Origin of the sequence: Mesorhizobium sp. BR1-1-4 (genome assembly GCF_020165375.1) — a bacterium.
Lineage (GTDB): Bacteria > Pseudomonadota > Alphaproteobacteria > Rhizobiales > Rhizobiaceae > Mesorhizobium > Mesorhizobium australicum.
Window position 1 is genome coordinate 216,546 of the sequence record NZ_JAIUIB010000011.1, and the last position, 26,550, is coordinate 243,095.

General features: G+C 62.5%; 28 protein-coding genes and 1 pseudogene. 20 read left to right on the forward strand and 9 right to left on the reverse strand.

Annotated elements, in window-relative coordinates; all coding sequences use genetic code 11:
- The first annotated feature begins 13 nt into the window (after window positions 1-13).
- The 16 genes from pyrE (at window position 14) to LB571_RS23685 (ending at window position 15,476) form a co-directional block, all read left to right on the forward strand.
- A complete protein-coding gene (gene pyrE / locus LB571_RS23610; RefSeq protein ID WP_140663087.1) occupies window positions 14-592 on the forward strand; it encodes an orotate phosphoribosyltransferase in 579 nt (192 codons plus the stop codon).
- 13 nt (window positions 593-605) lie between these two features.
- Window positions 606-986, forward strand: a complete 381-nt coding sequence (locus LB571_RS23615; RefSeq protein ID WP_015318578.1) for a VOC family protein — start codon at window positions 606-608, stop codon at window positions 984-986.
- Window positions 987-1,321: 335 nt separating this feature from the next.
- Window positions 1,322-1,921, forward strand: coding sequence for a DUF2062 domain-containing protein (locus LB571_RS23620; protein ID WP_015318577.1), 600 nt, complete (start codon window positions 1,322-1,324; stop codon window positions 1,919-1,921).
- Window positions 1,918-2,331, forward strand: coding sequence for a holo-ACP synthase (gene acpS / locus LB571_RS23625; protein ID WP_015318576.1), 414 nt, complete (start codon window positions 1,918-1,920; stop codon window positions 2,329-2,331). Before LB571_RS23620 ends, acpS begins: the two co-directional genes overlap by 4 nt.
- Before the next feature lie 78 nt (window positions 2,332-2,409).
- The gene (gene lepB, locus LB571_RS23630; RefSeq protein ID WP_027144187.1) at window positions 2,410-3,159 is read left to right on the forward strand and encodes a signal peptidase I; all 750 of its coding nucleotides are present in this window, start codon (window positions 2,410-2,412) and stop codon (window positions 3,157-3,159) included.
- Window positions 3,159-3,875, forward strand: a complete 717-nt coding sequence (gene rnc, locus LB571_RS23635) for a ribonuclease III (RefSeq protein WP_140663269.1) — start codon at window positions 3,159-3,161, stop codon at window positions 3,873-3,875. Before lepB ends, rnc begins: the two co-directional genes overlap by 1 nt.
- The gene (gene era, locus LB571_RS23640) at window positions 3,872-4,792 is read left to right on the forward strand and encodes a GTPase Era (protein ID WP_015318573.1); all 921 of its coding nucleotides are present in this window, start codon (window positions 3,872-3,874) and stop codon (window positions 4,790-4,792) included. The genes rnc and era overlap by 4 nt, the downstream gene beginning before the upstream one ends.
- 742 nt (window positions 4,793-5,534) lie before the next feature.
- On the forward strand, window positions 5,535-6,695 hold the full coding sequence (locus LB571_RS23645) for a porin (protein WP_140618485.1): 1,161 nt from the start codon (window positions 5,535-5,537) through the stop codon (window positions 6,693-6,695).
- A 133-nt stretch (window positions 6,696-6,828) separates the two neighbouring features.
- Entirely contained in the window at window positions 6,829-7,605 is a 777-nt protein-coding gene (gene recO / locus LB571_RS23650; protein ID WP_140663085.1) for a DNA repair protein RecO, read from the forward strand.
- Window positions 7,602-8,120, forward strand: coding sequence for a PaaI family thioesterase (locus tag LB571_RS23655; protein WP_015318570.1), 519 nt, complete (start codon window positions 7,602-7,604; stop codon window positions 8,118-8,120). Before recO ends, LB571_RS23655 begins: the two co-directional genes overlap by 4 nt.
- Before the next feature lie 82 nt (window positions 8,121-8,202).
- A complete protein-coding gene (locus tag LB571_RS23660) occupies window positions 8,203-10,950 on the forward strand; it encodes a DUF2339 domain-containing protein (protein ID WP_224598400.1) in 2,748 nt (915 codons plus the stop codon).
- 161 nt (window positions 10,951-11,111) lie between these two features.
- Entirely contained in the window at window positions 11,112-11,630 is a 519-nt protein-coding gene (locus LB571_RS23665) for an RNA polymerase sigma factor (protein WP_140618480.1), read from the forward strand.
- The gene (locus tag LB571_RS23670) at window positions 11,627-12,418 is read left to right on the forward strand and encodes an anti-sigma factor family protein (RefSeq protein ID WP_140663082.1); all 792 of its coding nucleotides are present in this window, start codon (window positions 11,627-11,629) and stop codon (window positions 12,416-12,418) included. Before LB571_RS23665 ends, LB571_RS23670 begins: the two co-directional genes overlap by 4 nt.
- A gap of 208 nt (window positions 12,419-12,626) precedes the next feature.
- The gene (locus LB571_RS23675) at window positions 12,627-13,724 is read left to right on the forward strand and encodes a peptidase C39 family protein (protein ID WP_140663080.1); all 1,098 of its coding nucleotides are present in this window, start codon (window positions 12,627-12,629) and stop codon (window positions 13,722-13,724) included.
- Window positions 13,724-15,187: a RimK family alpha-L-glutamate ligase gene (locus LB571_RS23680; RefSeq protein ID WP_015318565.1), complete on the forward strand. Its 1,464-nt coding sequence runs from the start codon at window positions 13,724-13,726 to the stop codon at window positions 15,185-15,187. Before LB571_RS23675 ends, LB571_RS23680 begins: the two co-directional genes overlap by 1 nt.
- 16 nt (window positions 15,188-15,203) lie before the next feature.
- Window positions 15,204-15,476 (forward strand): DUF3303 domain-containing protein, encoded by a 273-nt coding sequence (locus LB571_RS23685; protein ID WP_224598404.1) that lies wholly within the window; start codon window positions 15,204-15,206, stop codon window positions 15,474-15,476.
- A 15-nt stretch (window positions 15,477-15,491) separates the two neighbouring features.
- Here the strand turns inward: LB571_RS23685 and LB571_RS23690 are convergent, their stop codons facing one another.
- Window positions 15,492-16,409, reverse strand: a complete 918-nt coding sequence (locus tag LB571_RS23690; RefSeq protein WP_224598408.1) for a LysR substrate-binding domain-containing protein — start codon at window positions 16,407-16,409, stop codon at window positions 15,492-15,494.
- A 111-nt stretch (window positions 16,410-16,520) separates the two neighbouring features.
- On the opposite strand from LB571_RS23690, the gene LB571_RS23695 reads away from it, so the two are divergent.
- Window positions 16,521-17,411: a fatty acid desaturase family protein gene (locus LB571_RS23695; protein ID WP_015318563.1), complete on the forward strand. Its 891-nt coding sequence runs from the start codon at window positions 16,521-16,523 to the stop codon at window positions 17,409-17,411.
- A gap of 15 nt (window positions 17,412-17,426) precedes the next feature.
- On the opposite strand, the gene LB571_RS23700 is transcribed toward LB571_RS23695, so the two are convergent.
- From LB571_RS23700 to LB571_RS23710, 3 genes are all read right to left on the reverse strand, one after another.
- Entirely contained in the window at window positions 17,427-19,568 is a 2,142-nt protein-coding gene (locus tag LB571_RS23700) for a putative bifunctional diguanylate cyclase/phosphodiesterase (protein ID WP_224598410.1), read from the reverse strand.
- 65 nt (window positions 19,569-19,633) lie between these two features.
- A complete protein-coding gene (locus tag LB571_RS23705; protein ID WP_224598414.1) occupies window positions 19,634-20,269 on the reverse strand; it encodes an HD family hydrolase in 636 nt (211 codons plus the stop codon).
- Window positions 20,269-21,129 carry a YgfZ/GcvT domain-containing protein gene (locus LB571_RS23710; RefSeq protein ID WP_224598417.1) on the reverse strand — a complete coding sequence of 287 codons (861 nt, stop codon included), beginning with the start codon at window positions 21,127-21,129 and terminating at the stop codon, window positions 20,269-20,271. The genes LB571_RS23705 and LB571_RS23710 overlap by 1 nt, the downstream gene beginning before the upstream one ends.
- Before the next feature lie 82 nt (window positions 21,130-21,211).
- On the opposite strand from LB571_RS23710, the gene LB571_RS23715 reads away from it, so the two are divergent.
- Together LB571_RS23715 and LB571_RS23720 are read left to right on the forward strand one after the other, a co-directional pair.
- On the forward strand, window positions 21,212-22,537 hold the full coding sequence (locus LB571_RS23715; protein ID WP_263484568.1) for a dihydroorotase: 1,326 nt from the start codon (window positions 21,212-21,214) through the stop codon (window positions 22,535-22,537).
- A gap of 83 nt (window positions 22,538-22,620) precedes the next feature.
- A pseudogene (locus LB571_RS23720) lies at window positions 22,621-22,826 on the forward strand (hypothetical protein).
- Window positions 22,827-23,031: 205 nt separating this feature from the next.
- Here LB571_RS23720 and LB571_RS23725 read toward each other — a convergent pair.
- The 4 genes from LB571_RS23725 to LB571_RS23740 form a co-directional block, all read right to left on the reverse strand.
- On the reverse strand, window positions 23,032-23,817 hold the full coding sequence (locus LB571_RS23725) for an alanine and proline-rich secreted protein Apa (protein WP_224598420.1): 786 nt from the start codon (window positions 23,815-23,817) through the stop codon (window positions 23,032-23,034).
- A 70-nt stretch (window positions 23,818-23,887) separates the two neighbouring features.
- On the reverse strand, window positions 23,888-24,145 hold the full coding sequence (locus LB571_RS23730; protein ID WP_015318556.1) for a hypothetical protein: 258 nt from the start codon (window positions 24,143-24,145) through the stop codon (window positions 23,888-23,890).
- A gap of 351 nt (window positions 24,146-24,496) precedes the next feature.
- Complete coding sequence (locus LB571_RS23735) at window positions 24,497-24,871, reverse strand: TIGR02301 family protein (protein ID WP_015318555.1); 375 nt, start codon at window positions 24,869-24,871, stop codon at window positions 24,497-24,499.
- A 129-nt stretch (window positions 24,872-25,000) separates the two neighbouring features.
- Complete coding sequence (locus LB571_RS23740; protein ID WP_015318554.1) at window positions 25,001-25,423, reverse strand: NUDIX hydrolase; 423 nt, start codon at window positions 25,421-25,423, stop codon at window positions 25,001-25,003.
- Window positions 25,424-25,551: 128 nt separating this feature from the next.
- On the opposite strand from LB571_RS23740, the gene LB571_RS23745 reads away from it, so the two are divergent.
- Window positions 25,552-26,313 carry an SOS response-associated peptidase gene (locus tag LB571_RS23745; RefSeq protein ID WP_140718304.1) on the forward strand — a complete coding sequence of 254 codons (762 nt, stop codon included), beginning with the start codon at window positions 25,552-25,554 and terminating at the stop codon, window positions 26,311-26,313.
- Window positions 26,314-26,388: 75 nt separating this feature from the next.
- Here the strand turns inward: LB571_RS23745 and LB571_RS23750 are convergent, their stop codons facing one another.
- Entirely contained in the window at window positions 26,389-26,544 is a 156-nt protein-coding gene (locus LB571_RS23750; RefSeq protein ID WP_015318552.1) for a hypothetical protein, read from the reverse strand.
- Window positions 26,545-26,550: the final 6 nt, after the last annotated feature.

Consider the following 26,550-nt stretch of genomic DNA (forward strand, 5'->3'; position numbering starts at 1 on the left):
CATGGGGGACGAGATGAATACCGACGAAGTGCTGGACATATTCCGCGGGGCTGGCGCTGTTCTCGAGGGTCATTTTATCCTGACGTCGGGCCTGCGCAGTCCAGTTTTCCTGCAGAAGGCACGCGTCTTCATGCATGCCGACAAGACCGAGCGGCTGTGCAAGGCGCTGGCCAAGAAGATCCGCGCCGCCGTGCCAGGCAAGATCGACTATGTCGTCGGGCCGGCGATCGGCGGCCTGATCCCGGCATACGAAACCTCGCGCCACCTTGCCGTGCCGGCGATCTGGGTGGAGCGGGAAGGAGGCGAGTTCCGCCTGCGCCGCTTCGAGATCGATCGAGGCGCCCGCGTCGTCATCGTCGAGGACATCGTCACCACCGGTCTGTCGATCCGCGAAACCATCGATTGCCTGCGCGACGTCGGCGCAGAGGTGGTCGCGGCCGCCTGCATCATCGACCGTTCGGCCGGCAAGACCCATGTCGGCGTGCCGTTGATCGCGCTTGCCGAATATGAAGTTCCGGCCTATCCGCCGGACAGGTTGCCGCCGGAGCTTGCCGCCATCCCGGCCATCAAGCCGGGCAGCCGCAACATCTGACGGGGAGGTCGAAATGATCGCCGGCATCGACCATTTCGTGCTGACGGTCCGCTCGGTTGAAGCGACTTGCGACTTCTACCGGCGCGTGCTTGGCATGCGGCGCCTGGATCAGCCGAACCGGCCGACAGCGCTTCTGTTCGGTTCGCAGAAGATCAACCTGCACGAAGTCGGCCGCACTTTCGAGCCAAAGGCAAGGACGCCGACGCCGGGTTCTGGCGATTTCTGCCTCGTGTCGGCGGTGCCTCTCGCCGAAATCCAGGCCGGCCTCGCGGCCGACGGCGTTGCCATCGAAGTCGGTCCGGTTGAGCGCATCGGCGCGCGAGGACCTATGATGTCGGTCTATTTCCGCGATCCCGACGACAATCTGGTCGAGGTCAGCGAATATCTGAAGTAGGCACCGCGCCGGAAGGATATCGTCTCGGCCACGGATGGTGCCCTTGTCGAAGCCGGCAGGAACCCCTGGCCGCATATCGGTCATCCGGCTGCGACAATTAGCCGAAACCACTTCTCAAATTCGCCGCGATTGTCCGATGTGGAGAAGATGGATCTGACCAAAAATCTGGCGCTGCGGACGCTGAGCGTACGGCCTTCGGTTGTTGTTGGGCTTGCGGATGGCTATATCAAAGTCGCGATTGCCTTCTGGCGACCGTAAAGCGCAAGATGTGGCGGTCGAAGCCTGGCTGGAAACAGCCGGCGTGTAAGCTGTGAACTGTCGGGAATAGGAAGAGAGTGCTTTTTCGTCGCCGCAAGCCTGATGGCCTTTTCGAGCGGGTGCGTACCTATCTGTGGCCGCGCCGTTCGTTTTCGCGCTCGCTTCAATATTTCTCCAAGCGCATTCTGCGGCTGAAGGCCACCCCGCATGCGGTGGCGGCCGGCGTCGCCGCGGGTGTCTTTGCTTCGTTCTTCCCCGTCGGTTTCCACTTCATCATTGCCGCCGTTCTGTGTTGGGTGATCGCCGGCAATCTGGTGGCCGCCGCTCTGGGAGCCGTATTCTTCGGCAATCCGCTGACTTTTCCGCTCTTGTGGGGCGCATCCTGGGAAACCGGCAAGCTCATCCTGCACGATCGCCTGCCGACACACGGTCCGCCGGCGCATCTGGGCGAGATGCTGCACACGCTGTCCTTCGCCAAACTATGGCATCCCGTCCTGGAGCCGATGCTGATCGGCGCGGTGCCGCTCGGGCTGGTGTTCGGCCTGGTGTTCTACGGCATCACGCGCTGGGGCATGAATGTCTTCCGCGAACAGCGGCGCAAGCGGCTGGCCGAGCGCGCGAGACGCCGTGAGCATTCGCCTCATCCCGGCGGAAGCGTCGGTTCCGCCGCCCAATGATCATCGGCATCGGCAGCGACCTGATCGACATCACACGCATCGAGAAATCGCTTGAGCGTCACGGCCAGCGCTTCATCCAGAGGATCTACACCGAGGTGGAACAGGCGCGTTCGGAGAACCGGCGCGCCCGCGCAGCTTCCTACGCCAAGCGCTTTGCCGCCAAGGAGGCGTGCGCCAAGGCACTGGGCACTGGTCTGGCACAAGGGGTCTTCTGGCGTGACATGGGTGTCGTCAACCTGCCCAGCGGTGCGCCGACGATGGCGCTGACCGGCGGGGCGCTGGCGCGGCTGGAAAAGATCCTGCCTCAAGGTCATCGGGCGGCGATCCACCTCACCATCACGGATGATTTCCCGCTCGCTCAAGCCTTTGTGATCATAGAGGCGTTACCGGTCGAAGAAGCGCCACATTGATTGCATCTGACGACCGGCATGGACGTTGCCCAGCGCGCGCCGAGACTCTATACCATCCAACGCACAATCGAGGACGACATGAGCGTGGCTGAAAAATCTCAGAAGAAATCCGGCGGGCTTGGCGAAACCGTCAGCGTCATCGTCCAGGCGCTTTTGCTCGCCCTGGTCATTCGCACGCTGCTGTTCCAACCGTTCTCGATCCCGTCGGGCTCGATGCGGCCGACGCTTCTGGAAGGCGACTATCTGTTCGTCACCAAATGGTCCTACGGCTATTCACGCTATTCGCTGCCTTTTGGACCGGACATTTTCTCGGGCCGCATCTGGGGCTCCGAGCCCAAGCGTGGCGACGTGGTGGTGTTCAAGTTCCCGCCTGATCCGTCCGTCGACTACATCAAGCGCGTCATCGGCCTGCCCGGCGACAAGATCCAGATGAAGGATGGCCAAGTCTTCATCAATGGCGTTGGCGTGCCGCGCGTCAAGACGGGCCAGATCGACAATCCCGACATCACGGAAAAGGATTATCCGATCGACGTCTATCGCGAGACGCTGCCCGATGGTGTCAGCTATGACACGCTCGACCTGTCGCCGAACTCGATTGGCGACAACACCCGCGAATTCGACGTGCCCCCCGGCCACTATTTCATGATGGGCGACAACAGGGACAATTCCGCCGACAGCCGTTTCACCGTCGGTTATGTTCCGGCCGAGAACCTGGTCGGCCGCGCCAACCTTGTCTTCTTCTCGATCGCCGGCAAGGCTAGCCCGCTCGAAATCTGGAAATGGCCGTCGCTGATGCGCGCTTCGCGCCTGTTCCACTTCGTCAACTGATGGCCTTGAAGCGCCCGACAGGCGAGACTCTGGCCGGTTTGGTGATGGCCAGGACCGGCCATGTTTTCAGGGACATCCGCTTACTTGAGACCGCCTTGACGCATTCCAGCGCGGTCAAGGCGGCAAGCAACAATCAGCGTCTTGAATTCCTTGGCGACCGCGTGCTTGGTCTTGTCGTCGCCGATATGCTTTTCGAGAAATTCCCTGATGCACCGGAAGGTGAAATCGCGCCCCGTTTCAATGCGCTGGTCGATGCAAAGACATGCTCGGAAGTCGGCATCGAGATGCAGCTGGAGAATCTGGTCCGGGCCGACGCCGCCTTGAAGACGCGATCGCGCGGCTCCGGCGGAAATTATCTGGCTGATGCCGTCGAAGCCCTAATCGCGGCAGTTTATCTCGATGGTGGTATCGACGCCGCGCGGCGGTTCGTTCTGCGTTATTGGGAGCCACGTTCGAGCACGGTTGTGACGAAGCCACGTAATCCGAAATCCGATTTGCAGGAATGGATTGCCAAGACGAGTGACGCGCGCCCCGAATATGTGATCGAAAAACGCGAAGGGCCCGACCATCAGCCGGTCTTCACTATTTCTTTGCAGGTTAGCGGCTTTGCACCTTCCGTCGGTACCGGCGGCTCCCGCAGGGCGGCCGAAGAAGCGGCGGCTTCGGCATTTCTCGTGCGCGAAGGCGTGTGGGCCAATAAGGGGAGCGCGGCATGACCGCCGAAGACACCGCAGCCGCTCCCGTCACGCACTCCGGCTTCGTTGCGCTGATCGGCGCGCCTAACGCGGGCAAGTCAACGCTGGTCAACCAACTGGTCGGCGCCAAGGTCTCGATCGTCACCCATAAGGTGCAGACGACACGCGCCATCGTGCGCGGCATCGCCACGCACGACAACGCGCAGATCGTCTTTGTCGACACACCGGGCATCTTCAAGCCCAAGCGGCGGCTCGACACCGCGATGGTGACCACCGCCTGGGGAGGCGCCAAGGACGCCGACATCGTGCTGCTGCTGATCGATGCCGAGCGCGGCATCAGGGGCGATGCTGATGCCATCCTCGAACGGCTGAAGGACGTGCGCCAACCGATGGTGCTGATTCTCAACAAGGTCGATCGGGTCAAGCACGAGGCGCTGCTGGCCCTGTCTGCGGCAGCGAACGAGAAAGTGCCGTTCCAGCGCACCTTCATGGTCTCCGCGCTGACCGGTTCCGGCTGCAAGGACCTCCTCGACTATCTGGCGCAGGCGCTGCCGGCCGGCCCCTGGTACTATCCGGAAGACCAGATTTCGGACCTGCCGATGCGCCAGCTGGCTGCCGAGATCACCCGCGAAAAACTCTATCTCAGGCTGCATCAGGAACTGCCCTATTCCTCGCACATCGAAACGGAGAAATGGGAAGAGAAAAAGGACGGCTCGGTGCGCATCGACCAGACCATCTTTGTCGAGCGCGACAGCCAGAAGAAGATCGTGCTCGGCCACAAGGGCGAGACCATCCGCGCCATCGGGCAGGCCGCGCGGATGGAAATATCAGGCATACTGGAACAGAAGGTGCACCTGTTCCTGTTCGTGAAAGTGCGCGAGAACTGGGGCGATGATCCCGAGCGCTACCGCGAGATGGGGCTGGAGTTCCCCCGCTAAGGCCGAAAAAATCCTGGCGCGTCATCGCACGGTGGCCGACCACAAGCATTGGGCGTGAGGCTAATGCATGTCGCCCGGAAGAGTCCTCGGTTCCGGGACAACGACAAAATCAGAAGCTTACAGCAGGTCGGCGAATCCGATTCGCCGCGACGTGCTGTGGAGCACGTCGCGGTTTACGCGAACCGCGAACCGCCCGGGGTGCTGGGAAGCAGACTAAGGCGAAGCGCGGGCTCCACCATGCGGCCCGCGATTGGCGCGAGACCAACTCAGATTCTTGCAAGCCGCCAACGAAGCGGCGACGCGTGCTGAGGCCGGCTTTCCGCGCCGTGATCTGGATCTGCTGATGGTGTTGTTTTCGCGCCGATAGCGATACGAGGACAGAAATTACAAATTTCTCAATTTATTTTAGATTTAGAGCTTAAAAGACCGAATTCATAGAGTAAACTGGCATATGCAGAAGGATACACTTAATTATTACAAAAATATGACGATGTTCCATTTGTGCCATTTTAAATTCAAGCAAGCTCTCATTAGTGTTATTTGTGCAACACGTATTTAATCTGTGGCGAGAATCCAGCGCATTTATGGAATTGTCATTGAAGGTGGACGATTGGTGGGTATGTTCGCCGCGAAAAGGGGACGCGGTGCGGGCCTTTTTCATTGTGGGGGTGAGGCGGGAAAACATATCCGCCAGCCACAATTCAGAAGCCATTTTTTCAAACTTGACTGGAGAGGTCAGAAAATGAACATCAAGAGCCTCCTTCTCGGCTCAGCCGCGGCTTTGATCGCGGTGTCCGGCGCGCGCGCCGCGGACGCGGTTGTCGTCGCCGAACCGGAACCGGCCGAATACGTCAAGATCTGCGACGTCTACGGCGCCGGCTATTTCTACATCCCGGGCACCGAGACCTGCCTGCGCATCGGCGGCTATCTCCGCTATGACATCGGCGTCGGCGATTCCGGCACGCTGGATGGCGTCAACAACGTTGGCGATCACATGGACGGTGGAAACCACGACACCTACTACAAGAACATGCGCTTCACGCTGAGGACGTATACCGGCCAGGAAACCGAACTCGGCACGTTGAAGACCTTCACCGAGACCCGCTTCCAGTTCGGCAACTCCTCGGGCGACTATGATGGAAGCTCCTCGACCTCCTGGCAGGCCGGCAACAAAACCACCAGCCTCAACTTCGCCTGGATACAGCTCGGTGGCCTGCGCGTCGGTAAGGATGAAACTGCATACGACCAGTTCATCGGTTACGCGGGCAACGTCATCCAGGACACGATCATCCCGTACGGCGTCAAGGACACCAATGTCGTCCAGTACTATTTCGACGCTGGCAGCGGCTTCACGGGCGTGGTCTCGCTCGAAGAAGGCACGGGCGTCAACACCATCGACAGCTATGTTCCGCATGTCGTCGGCGGCTTGAAGTACAAGGGCGACTGGGGCGCGATCACCGGTGTTGTCGCCTATGACAGCAACTACGAGGAAGTGGCCGGCAAGGTTCGCCTGGATGTCAACGTCAGCAAGGAACTGTCGCTGTTCATCATGGGCGGCTACGGCACCGACGACAACCTCACAGACGACGCCCACAATGCCATCGACGTACATGGCCGCAGCCAGTACAAGCCGTGGGGCGGCAACTGGGCCGTCTGGGGCGGCGGTACCTACAAGTTCAACGAGAAGACCTCGTTCAACGTCCAGGCTTCGGCTGACGACGACAAGAACTATGCTCTCGCCGCGAACGTCGCATACACCATCGTCCCGGGCTTCACGGTCACGACCGAAGTCGACTGGGATCACTACGGCAATTTCGGCAATCCATCCATCTACGGCAACTGGTCCAAGGCCGACAAGAAGGACAGCGTCGGCGGCATCGTCCGCTTCCAGCGCAACTTCTAACGGATCGACTGACCTCACCAACCGCCCGCAGCACATTGCTGCGGGCGGCTTTTTTATGCCTCGTTGCGAGAGCCGGCACAGGCGCCAGACCCATACCTTGATTTCGCCACCCGATCGGTGAAAAGCTCCTGATATGGAATGGCGCGACGAGGGAATCATTCTCGGCACCCGCAGGCATGGCGAAACCAGCGCCATTCTCGAGGTGATGACGCGCGCCCATGGCCGCTATCTCGGCCTCGTGCGCGGTGGCCGCTCGCGCAAGCAGCAGCCTGTTCTCCAGCCAGGCAATCGCGTCGATCTTTTGTGGCGTGCGCGCCTCGACGAGCATCTGGGCACATTCCAGGCCGAAGCCATCGAGATGAACGCCGCCCGGCTGATGGACAGTGCCGTTGCCGTCTACGGCCTTCAGACGATGGCGGCGCATCTGCGCCTGCTGCCCGAGCGCGATGCCCATGGCGGCCTCTACGAGGCGCTTTCGGTGATGATCGTTCATCTCGACGACGCAGATGCCGCCGGCGAACTGGTGGCGCGCTTCGAGCTCCTGATTCTCGATGAACTCGGCTTTGGCCTCGATCTCAGCCAATGCGCCGCCACCGGCTCGAGGCAGGATCTGGCCTATGTCTCGCCTAAGTCTGGGCGCGCGGTGTCGCGTGAAGCCGGGGCGCCGTGGCACGACAAGATGCTGGTGCTGCCCGCCTTCCTGCAGCGCGGCTCCGGCCAGCGCGCCAATCATGCGGCGATGGCGGACGCATTCCGCCTGACCGGCTACTTCTTCACCCGCCACGTCTACGAGCCGCGCGGCATCGATCAGCCCGATGCGCGCGCCGGCTTTCTGGCCGCACTGCGCAAGCACCACGCAGCGCAGAAGCCCATCGCCGGAGAGAGCACGGCCGGAGAAATCATCCGATGAGCGAAGTCGAACTCTATCCGGGCCGGGTCTCGCCGCTCGGCCTCGGCACCATTCCTCATGCCGACATCCTGAAATACACCGGCTTGGAATTGCTGCAGCGAATCGTCGACGGCAAATACCCGGCACCACCGATCTCCTTCCAGCTCAGCTTCGCGTTGACCGAAGTATCGGAAGGTCGCGCCGTGTTCCGGGGCGTGCCGAACGAACGCCACCTCAACCCGCTGGGCGGCGTTCACGGCGGCTGGGCGGCGACGCTGCTCGATTCAGCGTTGGCGTGCGCGGTGCAGACTCTGCTCGACAAGGGCGAGGCTTACACGACTGCGGAGTTCAAGGTGAACCTGACGCGGCCGATCACGCCCAGGACCGGTGAGGTTGTCTGCGAAGGCAAGGTGGTTCACAAGGGCCGCACGCTTGCCGTTTCGGAAGCGACGCTGAAGGATGCCGGCGGCAAGCTGCTGGCTTTCGGTACCGAGACATGTTCGATATTTCCAGCCGCCAATCTGGCGGCACGTTGAATTTTCAGCCGTTTAGCCGCCGTATTTGAATGTCAGTGAGATGAAGCGTCAGTGAAAACTGGCCTGGTTTGGGGGAACCGCCATGTTTGAGAGCCTGATCGGCCTCGTCGCCATCATTGCCTTGTTCGTCATCATTTCGCGTCAGCAGGGCCGCATCGGCCTGATCGAGCGCGAGCTTGGCGCACTGCGCAGCCATGTGCTTTCGGGCGCGGTATCGCCCACGGTCAAGCCGTCGGAACTGGAGGCGGCGCAGGGCAGGGCCGACACGGCTCCGGTGGCCGCGCCAGCCGACATCGCCCCGGCGGCAATCGGCGAGCCGGCACCCGCGCTACAGGCCACGGACGCGGAAATCCCGGCCGGAGGGCCCGGCCCTTGGAGCGCGCCCGAGATCGCACCGAAAACGCCAGAGGTCGCGCCGGCAGCGGTCGCCAAAGCCGCTCGCCAGTCCGACGTTGAAACCGCGCTCGGCACGCGTTGGGCGGTCTGGGTCGGCGGCATCGCGCTGGCTCTGGGCGGCTTGTTCCTGATCCGCTACACCATCGAGGCCGGCATTTTCGGACCCGGCGTGCGGCTCACCATGGCGGCGGTGCTCGGGTTGGTGCTGGTCGCCGGCGGCGAGTTCATTCGCCGCACCGGCTTCAAGGTACCGGTGCAAGGTATTGCCGGCGCTTATATTCCGGCGATCTTGACCGCGGCCGGCGCCTTCATCCTGTTCGGCACCGTCTATGCCGCCCATGGCATTTACGGCTTTATCGGCCCGGCGCTTGCCTTCACGCTGCTCGGTGCGATCGGCGTTGCGACCATAGCCGCCGCTCTCGTCCATGGCCAGGCGCTGGCCGGCATCGGTCTCGTCGGCGCCATGGTGACGCCGGTGCTGATCGCTTCGCAGGCGCCCAATCCGTGGGCGTTGTTCGGCTATCTCGCCATCGTGCTCGCCGCCACTGGCGTGATCGCCCGCATGCGCGACTGGAAGACGCTGATGGCGGCCGCTTTTTTCGGTACCGGCGTCTGGACCATCCTCTACATGACCGACGCACCGGGCGCGAACTTCTCCGCCATACTGCTCATCGACGCTGTAACGCTGGCTGTGCTTGCCCTTGTCTGGCTGAGCAGCCGTGGCGGCGACACCGGGCTAGCAGGGACTTTCGACTGGCCATCCATCGTGCCTGGACTGTTCGTCGCCTTCTCGGCGCTTGGCCTCTCGGTTGACCCGGTCTTCGCCGCTGCCGGTGATGCTTTGCCGGGCGCGGTGCTGCTTGTCGTGATGATAGCGGTCGCGCTCTACCGCCCACTGGCGCTGCCACTGCTTTATGGCGCGGGACTGGTGACGGTGCTGATCTATCTCGGCATCATCCCGCCAACGTCTATCGCTTCCGACTTTTCGGGCGGCGCTTTGGGTGTTGATGGGGTGCCCTTGGCCACCGCTGACGCGCTGAGCTTGCGTATCGGTATTGGTCTCGGTCTTGTTTTCGTCGCCGCTGGTTTGTGGGCCGCGCGCCGCTTCGCCGCCACGGCGCAGATCCGAGCAGCCTCTTGGGCTGCATGGGGTGTCATCGTGCCGCTGATCGTCCTGCTGGCGCTCTGGTTCACGTTCGGCAATCTCGACCGCGACTTTGTCTATGCCGCCGTCGCGGCCCTGCTGGTCCTGGTCTTCGCCGCGGGCGGCGAGTGGATCGCGCGGGCCGAGGAACCGCCGCACAAGGGGGGAGCCGCAGTGTCGTTTGTTTTGGGCGGCGCGGCAGTCGCCGGCCTCCTGATGCTGCATATGGCTTTTGATTCCGGTTGGACCACCATCCTGCTTGGTGCCGCCGCGATCGTGCCGGCGCTCGCCACGCGCTGGCGCTCCTATCCTGTGCTCGGCTGGATTTCGGTCGCCGCTGTCATCGCGGTGCTTGGCCGCGCCGCCGTCGATCCGACGATCGTCAGCGCCGAATTCCTGTCGACGACACCGGTTTTCAACTGGTTGCTGCCGGGCTACGGCGTGCCGGCGCTCGCCTTCGGCTTCGCGGCCTGGCAACTCGCCCGCACCACCGATGGCCGTCCACGCCTGGCCATGGAAGCGGCGGCGGCACTGTTTGCGCTGCTGACGCTCGCCATGCTGGTGCGTCACGCAATGCATGGCGGCGTCATCAACAGCGATGCGCCGACGCTCGCCGAACAGGCGATCTACACGCTGATCGCCGTCGGTGCCGGCGCCATCCTGATCGCCATCGACAGGCGCTCGCCAAGCTCGGTGCTGCGCTATGGTTCGATGGCGGTGGGCGTGCTCTCGGCCGCCTTCATCGTCATCCAGCATTTCCTGGTGCTCAATCCGTTGTTCACGGACGAATCGACCGGCCGGATCCCGGTCTTCAACCTCTTGTTCCTCGCCTATCTCCTGCCGGCCGTCGCCGCCGGTGGTCTGGCGCTCTATAGCAGGGGCAAGCGGCCGAAATGGTATTCGGCCATGCTGGCGCTGATGGCGGCGCTGCTTGCCTTCGCCTATGCCACGCTTTCGGTCAGGCGCCTGTTCAAGGGCGAGTTCATCGGCATGTGGAGCGGCCTTGGGCAGTTGGAGACCTATACCTATTCGGCGCTCTGGCTGGTTATCGGCGTGGCGCTGCTCACCGCCGGCGTCTGGCTGAGATCGCAGGTGCTGCGCATCGCCTCAGCCGCGCTGATCGCGGTGGCCGTCCTGAAGGTCTTCCTGTTCGACATGTCGGAACTGGAAGGGGTGCTCAGGGCGCTGTCCTTTATCGGGCTCGGCGCCGTTCTGATCGGCATCGGCCTGTTCTACCAGCGGCTGCTGACGCGGGCGGCAAAGGAGAAATTGTCGGCCGGCGAACAATAATAGCCGGAATTCAACGCTGTGCGGGAATAAACCGGCATCCGCCGGCGTTATCTCGTTGCTTGGGTGACCGGAGCGGTGGACCGCTTCGCGCTGGCTGCTTGCGCCGTGCCGGGAAGGCGCGTTCTATCGGATCAACAAGGGCGACCTCAGAACCAGCGGTCATGGACGAAAAAAAGGCAGCAATCCTTGGCGAAATACCGCGCCTGCGCCGCTACGCACGCTCGCTTCTGCGCGGCCGTGATGCTGCGGACGACCTCGTTCAGGACTGTCTTGAGCGCGCGCTGTTGCGGCTCGACAACTGGCAGACGGGAGAAAGCCCCAGGAGGTGGCTGTTTACGATCATGCATCATTTGTTCATCGACCAGATGCGCAAGGTGAACCGCCGCGGCGAAGCGGCGATGCTGCCGCTGGAGGCGGGCGAGGCGGTTGCCCAGCCGCCCGAACAATTGGAGGGCATCGCTTCGCGCGAGATCATCGACGCGTTGCAGGCGCTCAGCCCCGATCGCCGCGCGGCCATTGTCATGGTTGCCATAGAAGGCTTTTCCTATGCCGAGGCTGCCAACATTCTGGGTGTTCCCGCCGGCACGCTGATGTCGCGCATCGCGCGGGGGCGTGAGGAATTGCGCGGGCTGCTGGACGACACAGCGCGCCGCCGCGCCATAAGGATCGTCGAGAAATGATCCGCCGCGATTTTTCCGAACGGGACATCCATATGGCGCTCGACGGCGAACTGCCGGCCGATGAGCGCGCCGCCTATGATGCCTGGCTCGACGCCAATCCCGAGATGAAGGCCAGGAGCGCCCGCTTCACCGCCGACCGGGAGGCGTTGCGCTCGGCCTTCGCCGGCGTGCTGGACGAGGTGGTGCCAGTGCGCTTGCGCAAGGTGGTGCTCGGTGAAGCGCCTGTTAAGGCAGCAGTGCCACGCTCACGCTGGTGGCTTGCCGCCGCCGCGGCCGTGCTTCTCGCCACGGGCGGATTTGGCGGCTACTTTGCGGGTATCGGAGGGATCGGGCAGGAGGATCCGGCGGAGGATCAGCTCGCCGAACAAGCGATCGCCGCCCATGTCATCTATGCCGCCGAGAAGCGGCACGCGGTGGAAGTGCCGGCCAGCGACAAGGATCATCTGCAGACCTGGCTGTCCAGTCGGGTCGGCCTGAAACTGGTGGCACCGGACCTGAGCGCGAACGGCTTCCAACTGGTTGGCGGCCGGTTGCTGCCGGCGGGGGAAAGCAAGGCCGCGATGCTGCTCTACGAAGACGACAAGGGCGAGCGCATATCCCTCTTCGTGACGGCGGAATCGACCGAGAATGCCAAGGGCACCTATGCTTCGGCGCAGGACGGTCCGCAGGCCGTCTACTGGCTGGATAAAGGCTATGGCTGTGCCGTCGTTGGTTCGCTGCCGCGCGAGCAGTTGGCGGCCGTGGCCAAGAGCGCGTATGGCCAGCTTCTGGCCGGTCTCTCCAGCTGAGCCGGCTGCGATCTTGCGCGGTCGGCTGGCATGAAAACAGCGATTCCGTTCAAAGCTTGTCAGCTTCCCTGCCGTCGCGGAAAGTGTCACAATTCGGCCCTAATCAAGGAGCGATAGCGCTTGATGAATACCGGCGCTTCGGCCGGTGTTTGCGACGCTTTTCGACCGGGGACGTTGCCGCAACGCAATCGAGGTTTTCTCAAGCCGCATGCCTGCCGAGATCCGCACGGCCCGCGCGTCTGACGTCGATGACCTCGCCGCCATCGAGAAAGCTGTATTCTCGAGCGACCGCATTTCCCGCCGCTCCTTCCGCCTGTTCATCGAGCGCGAGACCGCCGAGACGCTGGTCGCCGAAATCGATGGCCGCGTCGGCGGTTATGCGATCGTGCTGTTTCGGAAGGGCAGTGGGGTAGCACGGCTCTATTCGATCGCCGTCGGACCGTTTTTCGGCGGGCTCGGCATAGGCCGGCAATTGCTGGCCGCGGCCGAAGAGGCAGCCTTCGAACACGACCGCATGATGCTGCGTCTCGAAGTGCGCGAGGACAATGGCCGTGCCATCAGCATCTATGAACAGGCCGGCTACCGCAAGATTGGCCGCGAGCCCGGTTACTACGAGGACGGCGCGACGGCACTGCGCTATGAAAAAACCCTGCGCGGCGACCTTCCGGTCGCCACCAGGGTGCCATTCTATCAGCAGACCTGCGAGTTCACCTGCGGTCCATGCTGCCTGATGATGGCCATGGCCAATTTCGATCGTGGCTTCGTGCCCGACCCTGTGATGGAAATCCGACTCTGGCGCGAGGCGACGACCGTCTTCATGATGTCAGGACCGGGCGGCTGCGAACCATTCGGCCTGGCTGTCTCGGGCTACGAAAGCGGGCTTGCGGCGGAGATTTACGTTTCCTTCTACGGCGCATTGTTCCTGCAGTCGGTGCGTAGCGAGGACAAGCGCCGGGTCATGGAACTGGCACAGGTCGACTTTCGCCGCCGCGCGGAACTTTACGGCATCCCGGTGAATTACCGTCCATTCACCATCGACGATATCAGGGCGGCTCTCGCCGGGGGCAAACTGGTGCTGGTGCTGATCAGCGGCTTCCTGATGTTCGGCAAGAAGGTGCCGCACTGGGTGCTGGCCATCGGCGATGATGGCGATCATATTCTGATCCACGATCCGTGGGTCGAGGATGAAAGGCAGGAAACCATCCTTGATGCCGCCAACATTCCCGTGCCTTACGGCATCTTCATGAACATGGCGCAGTTCGGCCGCGACGGACTGCGTGCCGCCATCACTTTGGGAAAGAGATAATGACCTGGGTCATTCTTACCGGCAGGCAGAGCGATCTCGACCAGGTGGCGACGCCGCACAAGATCATCACCAATCGCGACTATCTCGCGCATCCCTCGCTGTTTCGCGGTCAGCGGCCTAAGGTCATCAACCTGTCGAACAACTACGGCTATCAGAGCCGCGGCTACTATGCCTCGCTGCTGGCGAGTTCGCGCGGCCACAAGGTCATCCCGACTGTGGAGACGATGATCGACCTATCGGAGCGCAAGCTCTACGAGCACGCCTTGCCGGAACTGGAACTGGCGCTCAACAAATGCCGCAAGGATCTCGGCGGTGTATTTCCGGCGAAGGTCTGCATCTTCTTCGGCATCGGCCCGTCCAAGGTCTGGGACCGTTTCGCCAAGCTGTTGTTCGACTGGTTCCGGGCGCCGGCGCTCGAAGTCCATATCAAGGACAGCGCCGAATGGGCTTCGATCCGCAAGATCGGCTTCCACCCCCTGGCTCGGATGACGGAGGACGAGGAAAAAAGCTTCATCCAGTGCCTGGAGACCTACACCAACCGCGAGTGGCGCGACACCAAGGGCCGCACGCCGGCGCGCTACACCTTCGCCACGCTGGTCGATCCGCATGAGGAATTGCCGCCTTCGGAAATCTCTTCGCTGCGCTACTGGGCCAAGATCGCCGAAAAGATGGGGGTCGAAATCGAGCCGATCACCAGAAAAGATCTGGCCAAGCTCGCGAATTACGATGCACTGTTCATCCGCGAGACCACCTCGATCTCCAACCATACTTACCGCTTCGCTCGCCGCGCCCAGCAGGAAGGCATGCCGGTCATCGACGACCCGCTGTCCATGATCCGCTGCACCAACAAGGTCTATCTCAACGAACTGATGGCCTACAACAAGGTGCCGGTGCCGCCGACAGTGATGATCGCCGGCACCTCTGACCTCGAATTGGCCGCACAGACGCTGGGTTTTCCCCTAGTGTTGAAGATCCCCGATTCGTCCTTCTCGCGCGGCGTCAAGAAATGCGAGACCCTGGAGGAACTGACGCGGCTCGCGACCGAATGGCTGGAGGATTCCGACCTTCTCATCGCGCAGAAATTCATCCCGACCGAATATGACTGGCGTGTCGGCGTGCTCGGTGGCCAGCCGCTGTTTGCCGTGCATTATCTGATGGCCAAGAAACATTGGCAGATCGTCAACCACAAGGCCAATGGCAAGCCCGACCAAGGCGGCATCAAGACCTTCACGCTGAAGGAGACGCCGGCCCATGTCGTCGAGACCGCCGTCAAGGCGGCGCGCTGCATCGGCGACGGCCTCTACGGCGTCGACCTCAAGGAGACCAAGGACGGCGTCTTCGTCATCGAGGTCAACGACAATCCAAACCTCGATCACGGCTGGGAGGATTCCGGCGAGAAGGACGAGGTCTGGGTGCGGCTGACGCAGTGGTTCCTGGAGCGGCTCGATCGGCCGGGGCGGTAATCATCCGAGGGGAAATATGCAGTTCATCGTCATCGAGGATTTCACCGGCTGCGACCGCAAGGAAATCTACCGCCGGTTCCGCGACAGCGGCCGCCTGAAGCCGGAGGAGCTTGTCGTGCATCACAGCTGGATCGCGGCTGACATGAGCCGCTGTTTCCTGCTGGTGGAGACCGATGATGTCACGTCGCTGCAGCGCTGGGTCATCGAATGGGCTGATCTGGTCGAGTTCGAGATCGTGCCCGTGGCGACCAGCAAGGACATGGTGGCGGCCCTGAGCGGGCACCTCTGACCATCTCCCTCCCGGTCAGCGCAGCGCCGGCGAGCCAACCGCGCGCTGGCATTGGTTGACCAGCCAATCGCGGAACGCGGCCACGACATCGCGGCTTGCGCTTCGCTCTGGAACCGTCAGGCAATAGGGCTGGCGCAATGCAATCGCGCCGCCGGCCGGCCGGACCAGCCTGCCGTCCTCCACCGCTTCGGCACAATAGACCCCTTGCGCCAGCGCCACGCCCAATCCCGAAATGGCGAGGTCGAGGGCCGCGCGCGATGAATTGGCCGAAAGGCCGCGCCGTGCCGCTCGGCCAGGGTGAGCACCCTCGGCCTCGAACCAGTTGGGCCAGGACGGAAACGATGCCCCTGTCGGCCCCCAGTCGGTGTGGATGAGCGGCAGCCCGGCGAGCGGCTCGCCCCCCGCCTTGGTGATGCCGGCAAGCCCTGGCGCGCAGACGGGATAGACGGCGTCCCGGGCGATCTCCTCGGTCGGGTGCTCGCGATAATGCGGGCCATAGGAAAGCCTGATGTCGATCAACTCGCGGTCGAACGACACCGGGTCGTCATCGCCCCGGAGCGATATGTCGGCGGCGCCGTGGCTTGCGACAAAGCCGGCGAGGCGCTGCGAGAGCCAGCCCATGGCCATGGATGGCGGCACCGACACCACCAGGCGCGGGCGGAATGCATCGGCGCCCAGTTCGCGCGAGACGCTGCCGATCTCCTGGAAGGCCACGGTCAGCCGAGGCAGCATTTCCACGCCGGCCTCGGTGAGGACAACGCGGCGGTTGATCCGGTGAAACAGCTTGCGTTCCATCTGCACCTCCACGGTGCGGATAAGCTGGCTGACGGCGGCGGCCGAAACCGAAAGCTCTTCCGCCGCCGCGGTAAAGCTGCCCGTGCGCGCTGCGGCCTCGAAAGCCTGAAGTCCTTTCAGGGATGGGGATGTGGCCATGATCGCTAGATAGGTAAGGTAAGCTTATCTAAATCGCAGAAATCGTCGTTTCTGGAAAGCTTTTTCGTCGACTAGAATGGCTTCATCATTCTTCAGCCTGGATCGAAGCCGATGGACCATCGCGACATTATCGCCTCATTGACACCGGAAGAGCGCAATCGCCTGACGGCCAAGTCCGATGTTGCGGGCCTGTTCCAGCTCTGCACTCACTTGGGTGCGATTATCTTCATTGGATCACTGATCGCGGCCGAGGTCCCATTCTGGCCGTTGCTGATGCTGCCGCAAGGCATCCTGATCGTGTTCCTGTTCACGCTGCTGCATGAGACGGCGCACCGCACGGCTTTCGAAACACAGTGGCTGAACGACGGCGTGGCGCGGCTGTGCAGCCTGGCCATCGCGCTGCCGGCCGACTGGTTCCGCTACTTCCATTTCGCTCACCACCGGTACACGCAGGATCCCGAAAACGACCCCGAGCTTGCCTCCCCGAAGCCCGAAACCCTGCGGCAGTACATTGTCCACGTCTCTGGGCTTCCGGTGTGGTGGGGCCATCTCAAGACACTCTACGCCAATGCGATTGGCGGTAGTCAGGAGAGCTATGTACCGCTGAAAGGCCGACGCAAGGTGCGGGCCGAGGCGCGCGCCATGATTGCCTTCTACGCTGTCCTCATTCTGCTCGCCGTCTATTTCCGGCTCACCGTGCTTTTCTATGTCTGGATCATTCCCGCTCTGCTCGGACAGCCATTCCTGCGCCTCTATCTGCTGGCCGAGCACGGTCGTTGCCCGCTGGTGGCCAACATGCTGGAAAACACCAGGACGACGCTGACCAGCTGGGGGGTGCGCAAGCTCGCCTGGAACATGCCGTTCCATGCCGAGCATCATGCCTATCCCGGCGTTCCGTTTCACCAATTACCGCGGTTTCATGCGCTGATCGAGCGGCATCTGAAGGTGGTCGAGCCCGGCTATGTCAGCTTCCATGAGAAATACCTGGAAACGCTGCGCTGACTTGCGCTGACGCCATCAGCCGGTCTGGCTGCGTGTCGCACGCGACTTCAGCAGGCGCTGGATGTCGGCCGGCTTTGACGGCACGCCGATCAGATAGCCTTGCGCCTCGACACAGCCATTGTCGCGCAGCATGTCGAGTTGCGCCTCCGTCTCGACGCCTTCGGCCGTGACGACGATGCCAAGCTCGGCACCCAGCCCGATGATGGTCCGAACGATGGCCGCCGTGTCGCGGTTGCCCATGTCGCGAATGAATGATCGGTCGATCTTGATCTTGTCGACCGGAAAACGCCTGAGGTAGCCGAGCGAGGAATAGCCGGTGCCGAAATCGTCCAGGGCGATGCGGATGCCGAGCTCACGCAACTGGCGCAGCGTTTTCAGCACGGCCTTGCTTTCGTCCATCAGCACGGTTTCGGTGATCTCCAGCTCCAGCCGTCCAGCCGGAACGCCGGAAAAGGCCAGCGCCGAGATCACCCCGCGGGCAAACCCGTTGCTTTTGAGCTGCACGGCCGAGACATTGACCGCAATGCGTAGGCCGGGTGGCCAGCTTGCGGCCTCTGCGCAGGCTTTCCTCAGCGCCCACTCGCCGAGCGGCACGATCAGCCCGGTCTCTTCGGCGACCGGGATGAAGTCGTCCGGCGCGACAGTGCCACGCCCTGGTGAATGCCAGCGCATCAAGGCTTCCGCGCCGGTGATCTCGCCGGAAGTGATGTTCATGATGGGCTGGAAATGGAGATCGAACTCCTGGCGCGGTAGTGCTGCCTCGAGGTCTACTTCAAGCGCCCTGCGGGCCTGCACGACAGCATCCATTCCGGGCTCGAAGAAGCGATACAGGTTTCGTCCTTCGCTCTTCGCCCGGTAGAGCGCCGTATCCGCGTTTTTCAGCAGCGTGTCGGCGTCCCTGCCGTCGTTGGGGAAAACGGCAATGCCCATGCTGATGCCGACATGCATGTCCCGACTCTTGTCTCTAAATGGTTTTGCGATTGCTTCGACGATGCGCTTTGCCAGTTTTTCGGCATCGCCAATGCCCTTGAAATGGAACTGCATGACGACGAACTCGTCGCCGCCGAAGCGGGCGACGATGTCTGTTTCGTTGCGGACGCAATGCCGCAGCCTCTCGGCTACGCTTCTCAGCAGCCAGTCGCCTGCGGGGTGTCCCCAGGTGTCGTTGACCGCCTTGAAGCGGTCGAGATCGAGCGAGAAGATCGCCAACGGCTTGACTGCCGCGTCCTCCAGCGCAAGATCGAGCCGTTCGCGAAACTTCGAGCGGTTGGGCAGTCCGGTCAGCGTGTCGTGATGCGCAAGATGGGTCATGCGCTCTTCGGTTCGGCGGCGCTCGGTCACGTCGTCGAAAGTCACCACCCAGCCGCCGCCGCTCATCGGCCGGCGTGTGACCAGAACCGTCCTGCCGTCGGTCAGATGCCGGTAGGCCGAATGCGTCTTTGCCGCCGCCAGACAGGCTTCGGTTTTGGCGACTTCGCTGTCGACGTCGATCTTCATGTAGATGCCGAGTTCCAGCAATCGTTCGAGCGCGTTGCGGTGCGTCGTTCCAAGCGGGAAGTCCTCCGCAGTGACGTTGTAGAGCTCCAGAAAACGCCTGTTGCGCACAATCATCTTGCCGTCGGCGTCGTACATCAGAAGGCCTTGCGACATGTTGGCGAGTGCCGCGTCGAAACGGCGATGCTGCTCCTTGAGATCCTGCTCGGCGCGCCGCTTTTCGGTGATGTCCTCGTAGATCGAAACCCACCCACCCAGGGCAAGCGGACGGTGCGAGATGTTGATGATGCGGCCGTCAGACAGCGTCTCCTCGTAAGTTGAGGGTTTTGCCTGGTCGATATAGGGCTTGCGGATGGCGTAGAGTTCTTCGGCGCTTTGCGAGGCAACCCCGATATCGACGCTGTGCCGCAGAATGTCGACGAAGCGGATACCTGGCCGTACCACTTTGGCGTCGAGGCGGAAAATGTTGATATAATTGCCGTTGCAGATGATCATGCGCTCGTCGGCGTCGAACATGCACAGGCCATGCGACATGTTTTCGACAGCAGCTGAAAAGCGTTCGTTCTGCTCGCGCAGCTCATCTTGCATGCGGCGCTGATGTTCCATGCCTCCGGCCGCCCGTTCCGGGACGACCGAACCACCCTTGACATCCACGACGGGCATGAGGCGCCCCTGCGATGCTTGATCGAACACCACACTGTTGACGCTTCCGGTTAATTTAGCGTTTTCTATCCTAGCGCGGACGTCGGAACGTGATGCCGCGACTTCTCGATCGCCGAAAACCGCTTCAGGAACGCATTCTGCGCTGAGGTCACCGAGCGTGGCGCGAAGTCGAAGCGCTCGGCGGAAAAACCGCGCGGCCGGCCGAAGAACTCGGTCGCCTCGGCGGTCGAAAACCCGGCAAGCAGCGTCGCCTCGAAATAGGCGGCGATCTGGTCGGCGCGCTTGATCTCCTTGCGCAGAATGGCACCCGGTTCCGGCGGCAGCGAGAAGCGCAGATGGATGGCGCGCTGCAGGCGCATTTCGCAGTCCTTGTAGCTGCCGCCCATCACCGACTTGAATGGCGAGATCATGTCGCCGATGACATATTCGGGCGCATCGTGCAGCAGCGCCGCCAGTTGGTCGTCGGCCGCAGCCTGGGGCACCAGCTCGTTGAACAGTGCCTCGACCAGCAGTGAATGCTGGGCAACCGAAAAGGCGTGCTCGCCGCTGGTCTGGCCGTTCCAGCGGGCGACGCGGGCAAGCCCATGGGCGATGTCCGAGATCTCGATGTCGAGCGGCGAAGGGTCGAGAAGGTCGAGCCGGCGGCCGGACAGCATACGCTGCCATGCCCGTGGCGGCGCACCGGCGCGGTCTGCCGCCATCAGGCTTCCTCCGCGCCGGCGATTTCCTGCGGATAGCTGAATTTGGCCCAACTGGGGATGATGAGCGTCACCGGTACGTCACCCGCCAGGATCGGCTGGCCGGCATCGAGCGCCGCCTTCACCCTGTCGATACGGGCGATGGCGAGCCCTGTCACGGTAGCACTCGAGCCGAGCGTGCCGACCGGCCGCCCACCGGCGGTTAGCTCGGCACCCGCAGAGGGCAGGGGAAGCCCAGCCTGGACAATCAGAACGCGCCGCCGGGCGGTGCCTCGATGCTGCATGCGCGAGACGACCTCCTGGCCGACATAGCAGCCCTTCTTGAAGCCGACGCCGCCCATTTCGTCGAGCAGCACGTCATGCGGGAACGCATCGCCAAGTGCATAGTCGGCCCCGCTCTCGGCGACGCCGTGGGCAATGCGAAAGGCCTGCCACGCGCCAATGTCGCCAGCCTCCGCGGTGCCGGCATGGAAGCGCGTGACGCCTTCGTCGCCAAAGCGCCTGTCGGCAAGCGCGGTTGAATCACTTTCTGGGGCGATTGACTCTTTTCCCCAGGCGACAGTGACAAGTGCCTGTCCCGACTTCGCAATCTCGACCTTGGCGCGAAGCTTGTAGAGCATCAGCCGGCGAATGAAATCGTCTGAAATATCGGCACGGCATTCGATGCGGAAGGCGTTTTCGCCTGCCCGTGAGATCAGGAAGTCGAACAGGATCTTGCCTTGCGGCGTCAAAAGCGCGCCCGGCTTTGCCTCGCCATTGCCAAGCGTATCGAGATCGGTGGTCAGGATGTTCTGCAGAAAATGCTCGGCATCCGGGCCGGAGACGGTGATGAGCGCGCGGTCTTTCAGCAGGGCAAAGGGCATGGGGCGGATTAAAAGCCTGATCTTGCAAAACGGTTGGCCATTACGTAAGCCGCTGACACTCCCCCCGCAAGAGAGCATCACCATGACCTACGACCTCATCCTGACAGGCGGCATAGTGGTCAATCATGACGGCGAGGGGCCACGCGACATCGGCGTGAAGGGTGGGCGCATCGCCGCGATCGGCGATCTGCGCCAAGCATCGGCTGGCGAGACGATCGACTGCCGGGGCCTGCATATCCTGCCCGGTGTCGTCGACAGCCAGGTGCATTTCCGTGAGCCGGGACTGGAACACAAGGAAGACCTGGAAACGGGTTCGCGGGCCGCGGTGCTGGGCGGTGTCACCGCCGTCTTCGAAATGCCCAACACCAATCCGCTGACCACCAGCGAGGCAACGCTTGCCGACAAGGTCCGGCGCGGCAGCGGCCGCATGCATTGCGATTTTGCTTTCTGGGTTGGCGGTACCCGCGACAACGCCAGGGACGTCGGCGAGCTCGAACGTTTGCCGGGAGCTGCGGGAATAAAGGTCTTCATGGGATCTTCCACCGGTGACCTGCTGGTCGAGGACGATGAAGGCGTCGCCTCGATCCTGAGGAATACCCGCCGTCGCGCCGCTTTTCATTCGGAAGACGAGTTCCGGCTGCGCGAGCGCCTGGACGAGCGCGTCGAGGGCGATCCGTCATCGCATCCGGTCTGGCGTGATGAGATCGCCGCCTTGCGCTGCACCGAGCGGCTGGTGCGCATCGCGCGCGACGTTCGTGCCCGCATCCATGTCCTGCACATCTCGACCGCCGAGGAGATCCTGTTCCTCGAACAGCACAAGGATGTTGCGACCTGTGAAGCCACGCCGCACCACCTGACGCTGAGCGCCGACGACTATGCGCGGCTTGGCACGCTGATCCAGATGAACCCGCCGGTGCGGGACAAACGCCATCGCGACGGCGTCTGGCTTGGCATAGCGCAAGGCATCGTCGACGTGCTCGGCTCCGACCACGCGCCGCACACGCTGGCCGAGAAGGAAAAACCCTATCCGGCCTCGCCGTCGGGCATGACCGGCGTGCAGACGCTGGTGCCGATCATGCTCGACCATGTCAACGCCGGCCGGCTGAGCCTGCAGCGCTTCGTCGATCTCTCCAGCCATGGCCCGCAGCGCATCTTCGGCATGGCCAGAAAAGGCCGCATCGCCGCCGGCTATGACGCCGACTTCACCATTGTCGACATGAAGCGGCGCGAGACCATCACCAACGCGCAGGCCGGCACGAAAGCCGGCTGGACCCCCTATGACGGCAAGCAGGTCACGGGATGGCCGGTCGGCACGGTCATTCGCGGTCAGCGCATTATGTGGGACGGCGAAATCGCGACGCCAGGCCAGGGGACGGCGGTGGAGTTTTCCGAGGCGCTGCCGGGTTAGCCACCTGTGGCTGTGCGTCACGTCTTTGATTTTTAAGCGTTCCGCATTATGTTCAAGGCATCATTCGGACACATGTCGCGCCTATGATTGACCCCGCCGAGTTTCCAGAGCTGCAAGCGCTCTTGTGGAATCGCGATGTCGCGCGACTGATCCCGGCCAACGAAGCATTTGCGTTGTACGAGCGCAATTGGCGCTTTGTCGATCAGACACGGCTTACGACGCGCGAGAAATTGCTTATCCAGAACTCGCCAGGGAATTCGGTCACGGTATCCTTCTGACTGCCGGCTGAATTGTCCTCCCGTGGTGTTTTTCGCCTCGTATCTGCAACATCAAACCGGACACGTCGCGTGCGCTAGCGGTGCTATTTCGGTTCTTCGAAACGAAAGCATTCGCATTTGGCCGGATGCCGACGTCAGGTGCAAAACCTGCCGGCCCGCTCAAATAGCAACATCGTCCACGATGCTGTTCGCATCCTGGCGCAGCCAGGGGGGCCTTCAGTCGCCGGCGACGAAGAAGGTCCATTGCCCGGCTGGCGTGATGCCGACGCGATAGAAGATGTAGGCTCCGAACTGCTTCATGTCGTCGAAATCGCCGGCGGTGACGATCTTGAACAGCTCGACCCGTTGCTTGGCGTCGAGCTTGTCCAGCGGCAGCGCGAAGAAATACGGCCAGACATAGAGGTCCTGTGGCGCGCCTGCGTCGACATGGACGTAGCCTGCGGAAAGCACCTCCTCCAGAATGGCCAGGATCTCCTGGCCGTCAGGGTCGCCGGACAGCCCCTTGAGGAAGGTGATGGCGTCGCCGTCGATGTCGGCCAGCGACAGCTGGGTCATGCTGTCGCCCTTGCCGATCAAAGGCCTGAGCTTCTCGATGTCGCCGCTCTTGCAGGCCTCGATGATCAAGTCATGCATGCGCCGCACGGGCTCGGGCAGCTTACCGAGATCATAGACGACTTCCGGCAGAGGTGCCTCGGGATCGACACGCGGCCTGTTGCTGCCGCCATCCGATGGGCTGTCCGGCTCAGCGGCGTCGGGAGCGGCCGGCTGGCTTGTCGAAGGCGGCGTTCCCACCGGGTCAGGCATGGGAATCGCGCTTCCGGGCGGCGAAACATCGTCCTCCGACGGTGTGGCTGGCGCGGGGAGCTCTTCGCGTTTGATCTCGCTCAGCGCTTGAGCCGGACTGCTGGCCAGGCAAGTCGTGAAGGCAACCGCGGCACAGCAAGCAGTGAGGCGGATGTAGAGGCCCAAGCCCTTCGGCTTGCCTGACATCGGAAAATTCACTGCCCGTATCTCCCTACTTCCGGGCATGACACCCGAACGGCATTCGATCGTCAGAGAACCTGATATCGGTTCAGTGCCGCAGCCGCTCAGGTTCGAAGGCGCCTGCGATCACCTTCTCGCGCATGCGGTCGAGCAGGGCAAGGGCCGAGGTTTCGCCGTTGGCGCGCAACATTTCACCGAATGCCGTCTCAAGGGCCGCCTCGGCGATGATTTCTGGCTCAATGCCGGCCGAGAGGCCTTCCGCCCAGGCTTCGCTGTGGCTCTCAACCGCCGTCAGGCGCTTCTCTTCCCTGACCAGCGCGTCGATGTCGTTGGCAGCATGTTCCATAAGCGATGTCCACCCTTCCAAGCGGCAACCCATCAGTGTGGATCAGGCTTGATCTGTTCCATTCATAGGCAGCTCCAAGTAAGTATCTGTAAATACGACATTTTTTTGATCGTCATTTACAGGGGCCAAGTGTGTTTGGCGAAGCTGCGTTTCAACCCGGATCAAACTTAGCCGATTAGGCTGGCCTGCGGGGCGAAAACCTTCAGTTTGAGTTAATTGCGCCTTCGCGTGATAACGTTTGATTAACGCTGTTGCAGAAGTGCAACATCAGAATTGCACCAAGATGTGGGCGGCGACAAGCCGGATATATCGAGATCCCTGGCGGCGGGCCTGATATCTGTTGATGAATGCTCAGTTGCCATACCGCGAGGCGATATCGCGCGAAAGCGTCTCGCCTTCTTTCATGTAACGGCTGATGGCTTCAGTGGCCGAAGCGGTGCACTGGGTGTAAGTGCCGAAGGAACGGTAGCCGCGATTGAAGCTGGCGATGAAGCGGGCGCGGCGCTCTGGGTCCGGGTTTTCCGAATCGAGCAGTTTTTCCATCTCGCCACGCCACTGGTCGCCCTTCTCCCCGCAGAGATTGCGCAGGAAATGCAGCGACCCGAGAACTTCCGCCAATCGCATCAGCCCCGGCTCGAACGGCGACTCGGCACTGAAGGCAGGCCGCGCCGGGACGACCGCGCTGACGGCAAGGCAAATGGCAAGGAGCACTGACGGACGGTTCATAAACCTTCTCTGCCTGACGGCTTAGGCCTTGTGGTCTGCCTGATGGCCTGAGACGTCGTGGCTGGCGAGACAACATAAGCCTTGTGACGAAACAATTTGTCGCCTGCAAGGCGGTTTTTCAGTGCTGCGTCAGCGGGCTTGAACGGGACCGAGGAGTTCCTCGGCGACCGCGAACACCGAGCCGGCGAGCGGCAGCAGGGTCATCTCCTTGAGTGTATAGAAGGCGGCTGTCTCGGCGTCGTCGCTGGCCTCGGCCTCGCCACCGGCATAGGTGGCGCCGAAGACCGTGAGGAGATAATCGATCGGATGGCTGTCTAACCTGCCGTCGATGTGGATTTCCCGAAGCGGGCGAAAGCCGGCGGCGCGCAAGCCGGTCTCTTCCATCAGTTCACGCCGTGCCGCGTCCTCCAGCGTCTCGCCGGCTTCGACCTTACCGCCAGGAAAGGCGTAGAGCCCTTGCGAGGGCGAACGCGCCCGCTTGACCAAGAGTACGGTGTCGCCGCGCACGACGGCTACCGAGACGGCCGGAAGTACCTTGCGTGCTGTGTTCATCGATCCCTGATCAACTCATTTGAGACAGCTCTTTTGTGGACCGGCAGCATGGGCAAGCTTTAGCGGTTGCGCAACGCCGGTTCGATCGCCACTTTCAACACCGAACTATTCGAAAGACACAATCGATCATGTGCGGACGTTTTGCCTTGACCGCCACGCCGGACCAGACCGCTGCCTTGCTGGGCCTTGCGGAGCTGGAGGATTTCCCGGCCCGCTACAACATCGCACCGACACAGCCGGTCCTGATGGTGACCGCTGGCGTGCCGCGAGCCCCAGGCTCCAATCTGCCGGACCGGCAGCCGATGCTGGTGCGCTGGGGCCTGATCCCAGCTTGGGTGAAGGACACCAGGGAGTTTCCGCTGCTGTTCAACGCGCGCTCCGAAGGTGCGATCGAGAAGGCCTCGTTCAAGGCCGCCATGCGCCATCGCCGCGCGCTGGTGCCGGCATCCGGTTTCTACGAATGGCGGCAGACCGGAGGCAAGAAGGGGCAACCCTATTGGATCCGGCCCAGGCATGGCGGGTTGATCGCCTTTGCAGGTCTGATCGAAACCTATGCCGAGCCCGGTGGCTCGGAGATGGACACCGGCGCTATCCTGACCGTCAACGCCAACGCCGATATCGCCCATATCCATGACCGCATGCCGGTGGTGGTCGATATTTCTGACTTTGCCCGTTGGCTGGATTGCCGCACGCTCGAACCGCGCGATGTCGTCGATTTGCTGCGGCCGGCGCAGCCGGATTTCTTCGAGGCGATCCCTGTCTCCGACCTCGTCAACAAGGTTGCCAACACTGGACCGGAGATTCAAGAGAGGGGCGAAATCGGGCCGGAACCCGAGAAGGTCAGGCGCCAGAAACCTAGCGCGGACGACAGTCAGATGACGCTGTTCTAGCGAAGCCGGTCGAAGTCTATGTTCAGGACGCCTGTTCTCGCCCTCATCGCCGGCGATTGTGCCAGCCGCGTCATCTCAGGCGGCGCGAGGCGACACGATCTTCTGCGCCGGCTTCTTCTTCTTGGCGGTGTGAAGAAGGGCGGCGACGATGGCGGCCGGGCCGATTGCGCGATAGTGGTTGGCCAGCGCCGGTTGCTTGGCGCGGTTGGCTTCCTGCTTGCTTCGAGGCATGTTTCT

Bases quoted from the DNA above. Each gene is read 5' to 3' on its own strand.
- pyrE (WP_140663087.1), top strand. From the start codon at position 14: ATGAATACCGACGAAGTGCTGGACATATTCCGCGGGGCTGGCGCTGTT.
- LB571_RS23615 (WP_015318578.1), top strand. From the start codon at position 606: ATGATCGCCGGCATCGACCATTTCGTGCTGACGGTCCGCTCGGTTGAA.
- acpS (WP_015318576.1), top strand. From the start codon at position 1,918: ATGATCATCGGCATCGGCAGCGACCTGATCGACATCACACGCATCGAG.
- lepB (WP_027144187.1), top strand. From the start codon at position 2,410: ATGAGCGTGGCTGAAAAATCTCAGAAGAAATCCGGCGGGCTTGGCGAA.
- rnc (WP_140663269.1), top strand. From the start codon at position 3,159: ATGGCCTTGAAGCGCCCGACAGGCGAGACTCTGGCCGGTTTGGTGATG.
- era (WP_015318573.1), top strand. From the start codon at position 3,872: ATGACCGCCGAAGACACCGCAGCCGCTCCCGTCACGCACTCCGGCTTC.
- LB571_RS23645 (WP_140618485.1), top strand. From the start codon at position 5,535: ATGAACATCAAGAGCCTCCTTCTCGGCTCAGCCGCGGCTTTGATCGCG.
- recO (WP_140663085.1), top strand. From the start codon at position 6,829: ATGGAATGGCGCGACGAGGGAATCATTCTCGGCACCCGCAGGCATGGC.
- LB571_RS23655 (WP_015318570.1), top strand. From the start codon at position 7,602: ATGAGCGAAGTCGAACTCTATCCGGGCCGGGTCTCGCCGCTCGGCCTC.
- LB571_RS23660 (WP_224598400.1), top strand. From the start codon at position 8,203: ATGTTTGAGAGCCTGATCGGCCTCGTCGCCATCATTGCCTTGTTCGTC.
- LB571_RS23665 (WP_140618480.1), top strand. From the start codon at position 11,112: ATGGACGAAAAAAAGGCAGCAATCCTTGGCGAAATACCGCGCCTGCGC.
- LB571_RS23670 (WP_140663082.1), top strand. From the start codon at position 11,627: ATGATCCGCCGCGATTTTTCCGAACGGGACATCCATATGGCGCTCGAC.
- LB571_RS23675 (WP_140663080.1), top strand. From the start codon at position 12,627: ATGCCTGCCGAGATCCGCACGGCCCGCGCGTCTGACGTCGATGACCTC.
- LB571_RS23680 (WP_015318565.1), top strand. From the start codon at position 13,724: ATGACCTGGGTCATTCTTACCGGCAGGCAGAGCGATCTCGACCAGGTG.
- LB571_RS23685 (WP_224598404.1), top strand. From the start codon at position 15,204: ATGCAGTTCATCGTCATCGAGGATTTCACCGGCTGCGACCGCAAGGAA.
- LB571_RS23690 (WP_224598408.1), bottom strand. From the start codon at position 16,409: ATGGCCACATCCCCATCCCTGAAAGGACTTCAGGCTTTCGAGGCCGCA.
- LB571_RS23695 (WP_015318563.1), top strand. From the start codon at position 16,521: ATGGACCATCGCGACATTATCGCCTCATTGACACCGGAAGAGCGCAAT.
- LB571_RS23700 (WP_224598410.1), bottom strand. From the start codon at position 19,568: ATGCCCGTCGTGGATGTCAAGGGTGGTTCGGTCGTCCCGGAACGGGCG.
- LB571_RS23705 (WP_224598414.1), bottom strand. From the start codon at position 20,269: ATGGCGGCAGACCGCGCCGGTGCGCCGCCACGGGCATGGCAGCGTATG.
- LB571_RS23710 (WP_224598417.1), bottom strand. From the start codon at position 21,129: ATGCCCTTTGCCCTGCTGAAAGACCGCGCGCTCATCACCGTCTCCGGC.
- LB571_RS23715 (WP_263484568.1), top strand. From the start codon at position 21,212: ATGACCTACGACCTCATCCTGACAGGCGGCATAGTGGTCAATCATGAC.
- LB571_RS23730 (WP_015318556.1), bottom strand. From the start codon at position 24,145: ATGGAACATGCTGCCAACGACATCGACGCGCTGGTCAGGGAAGAGAAG.
- LB571_RS23735 (WP_015318555.1), bottom strand. From the start codon at position 24,871: ATGAACCGTCCGTCAGTGCTCCTTGCCATTTGCCTTGCCGTCAGCGCG.
- LB571_RS23740 (WP_015318554.1), bottom strand. From the start codon at position 25,423: ATGAACACAGCACGCAAGGTACTTCCGGCCGTCTCGGTAGCCGTCGTG.
- LB571_RS23745 (WP_140718304.1), top strand. From the start codon at position 25,552: ATGTGCGGACGTTTTGCCTTGACCGCCACGCCGGACCAGACCGCTGCC.
- LB571_RS23750 (WP_015318552.1), bottom strand. From the start codon at position 26,544: ATGCCTCGAAGCAAGCAGGAAGCCAACCGCGCCAAGCAACCGGCGCTG.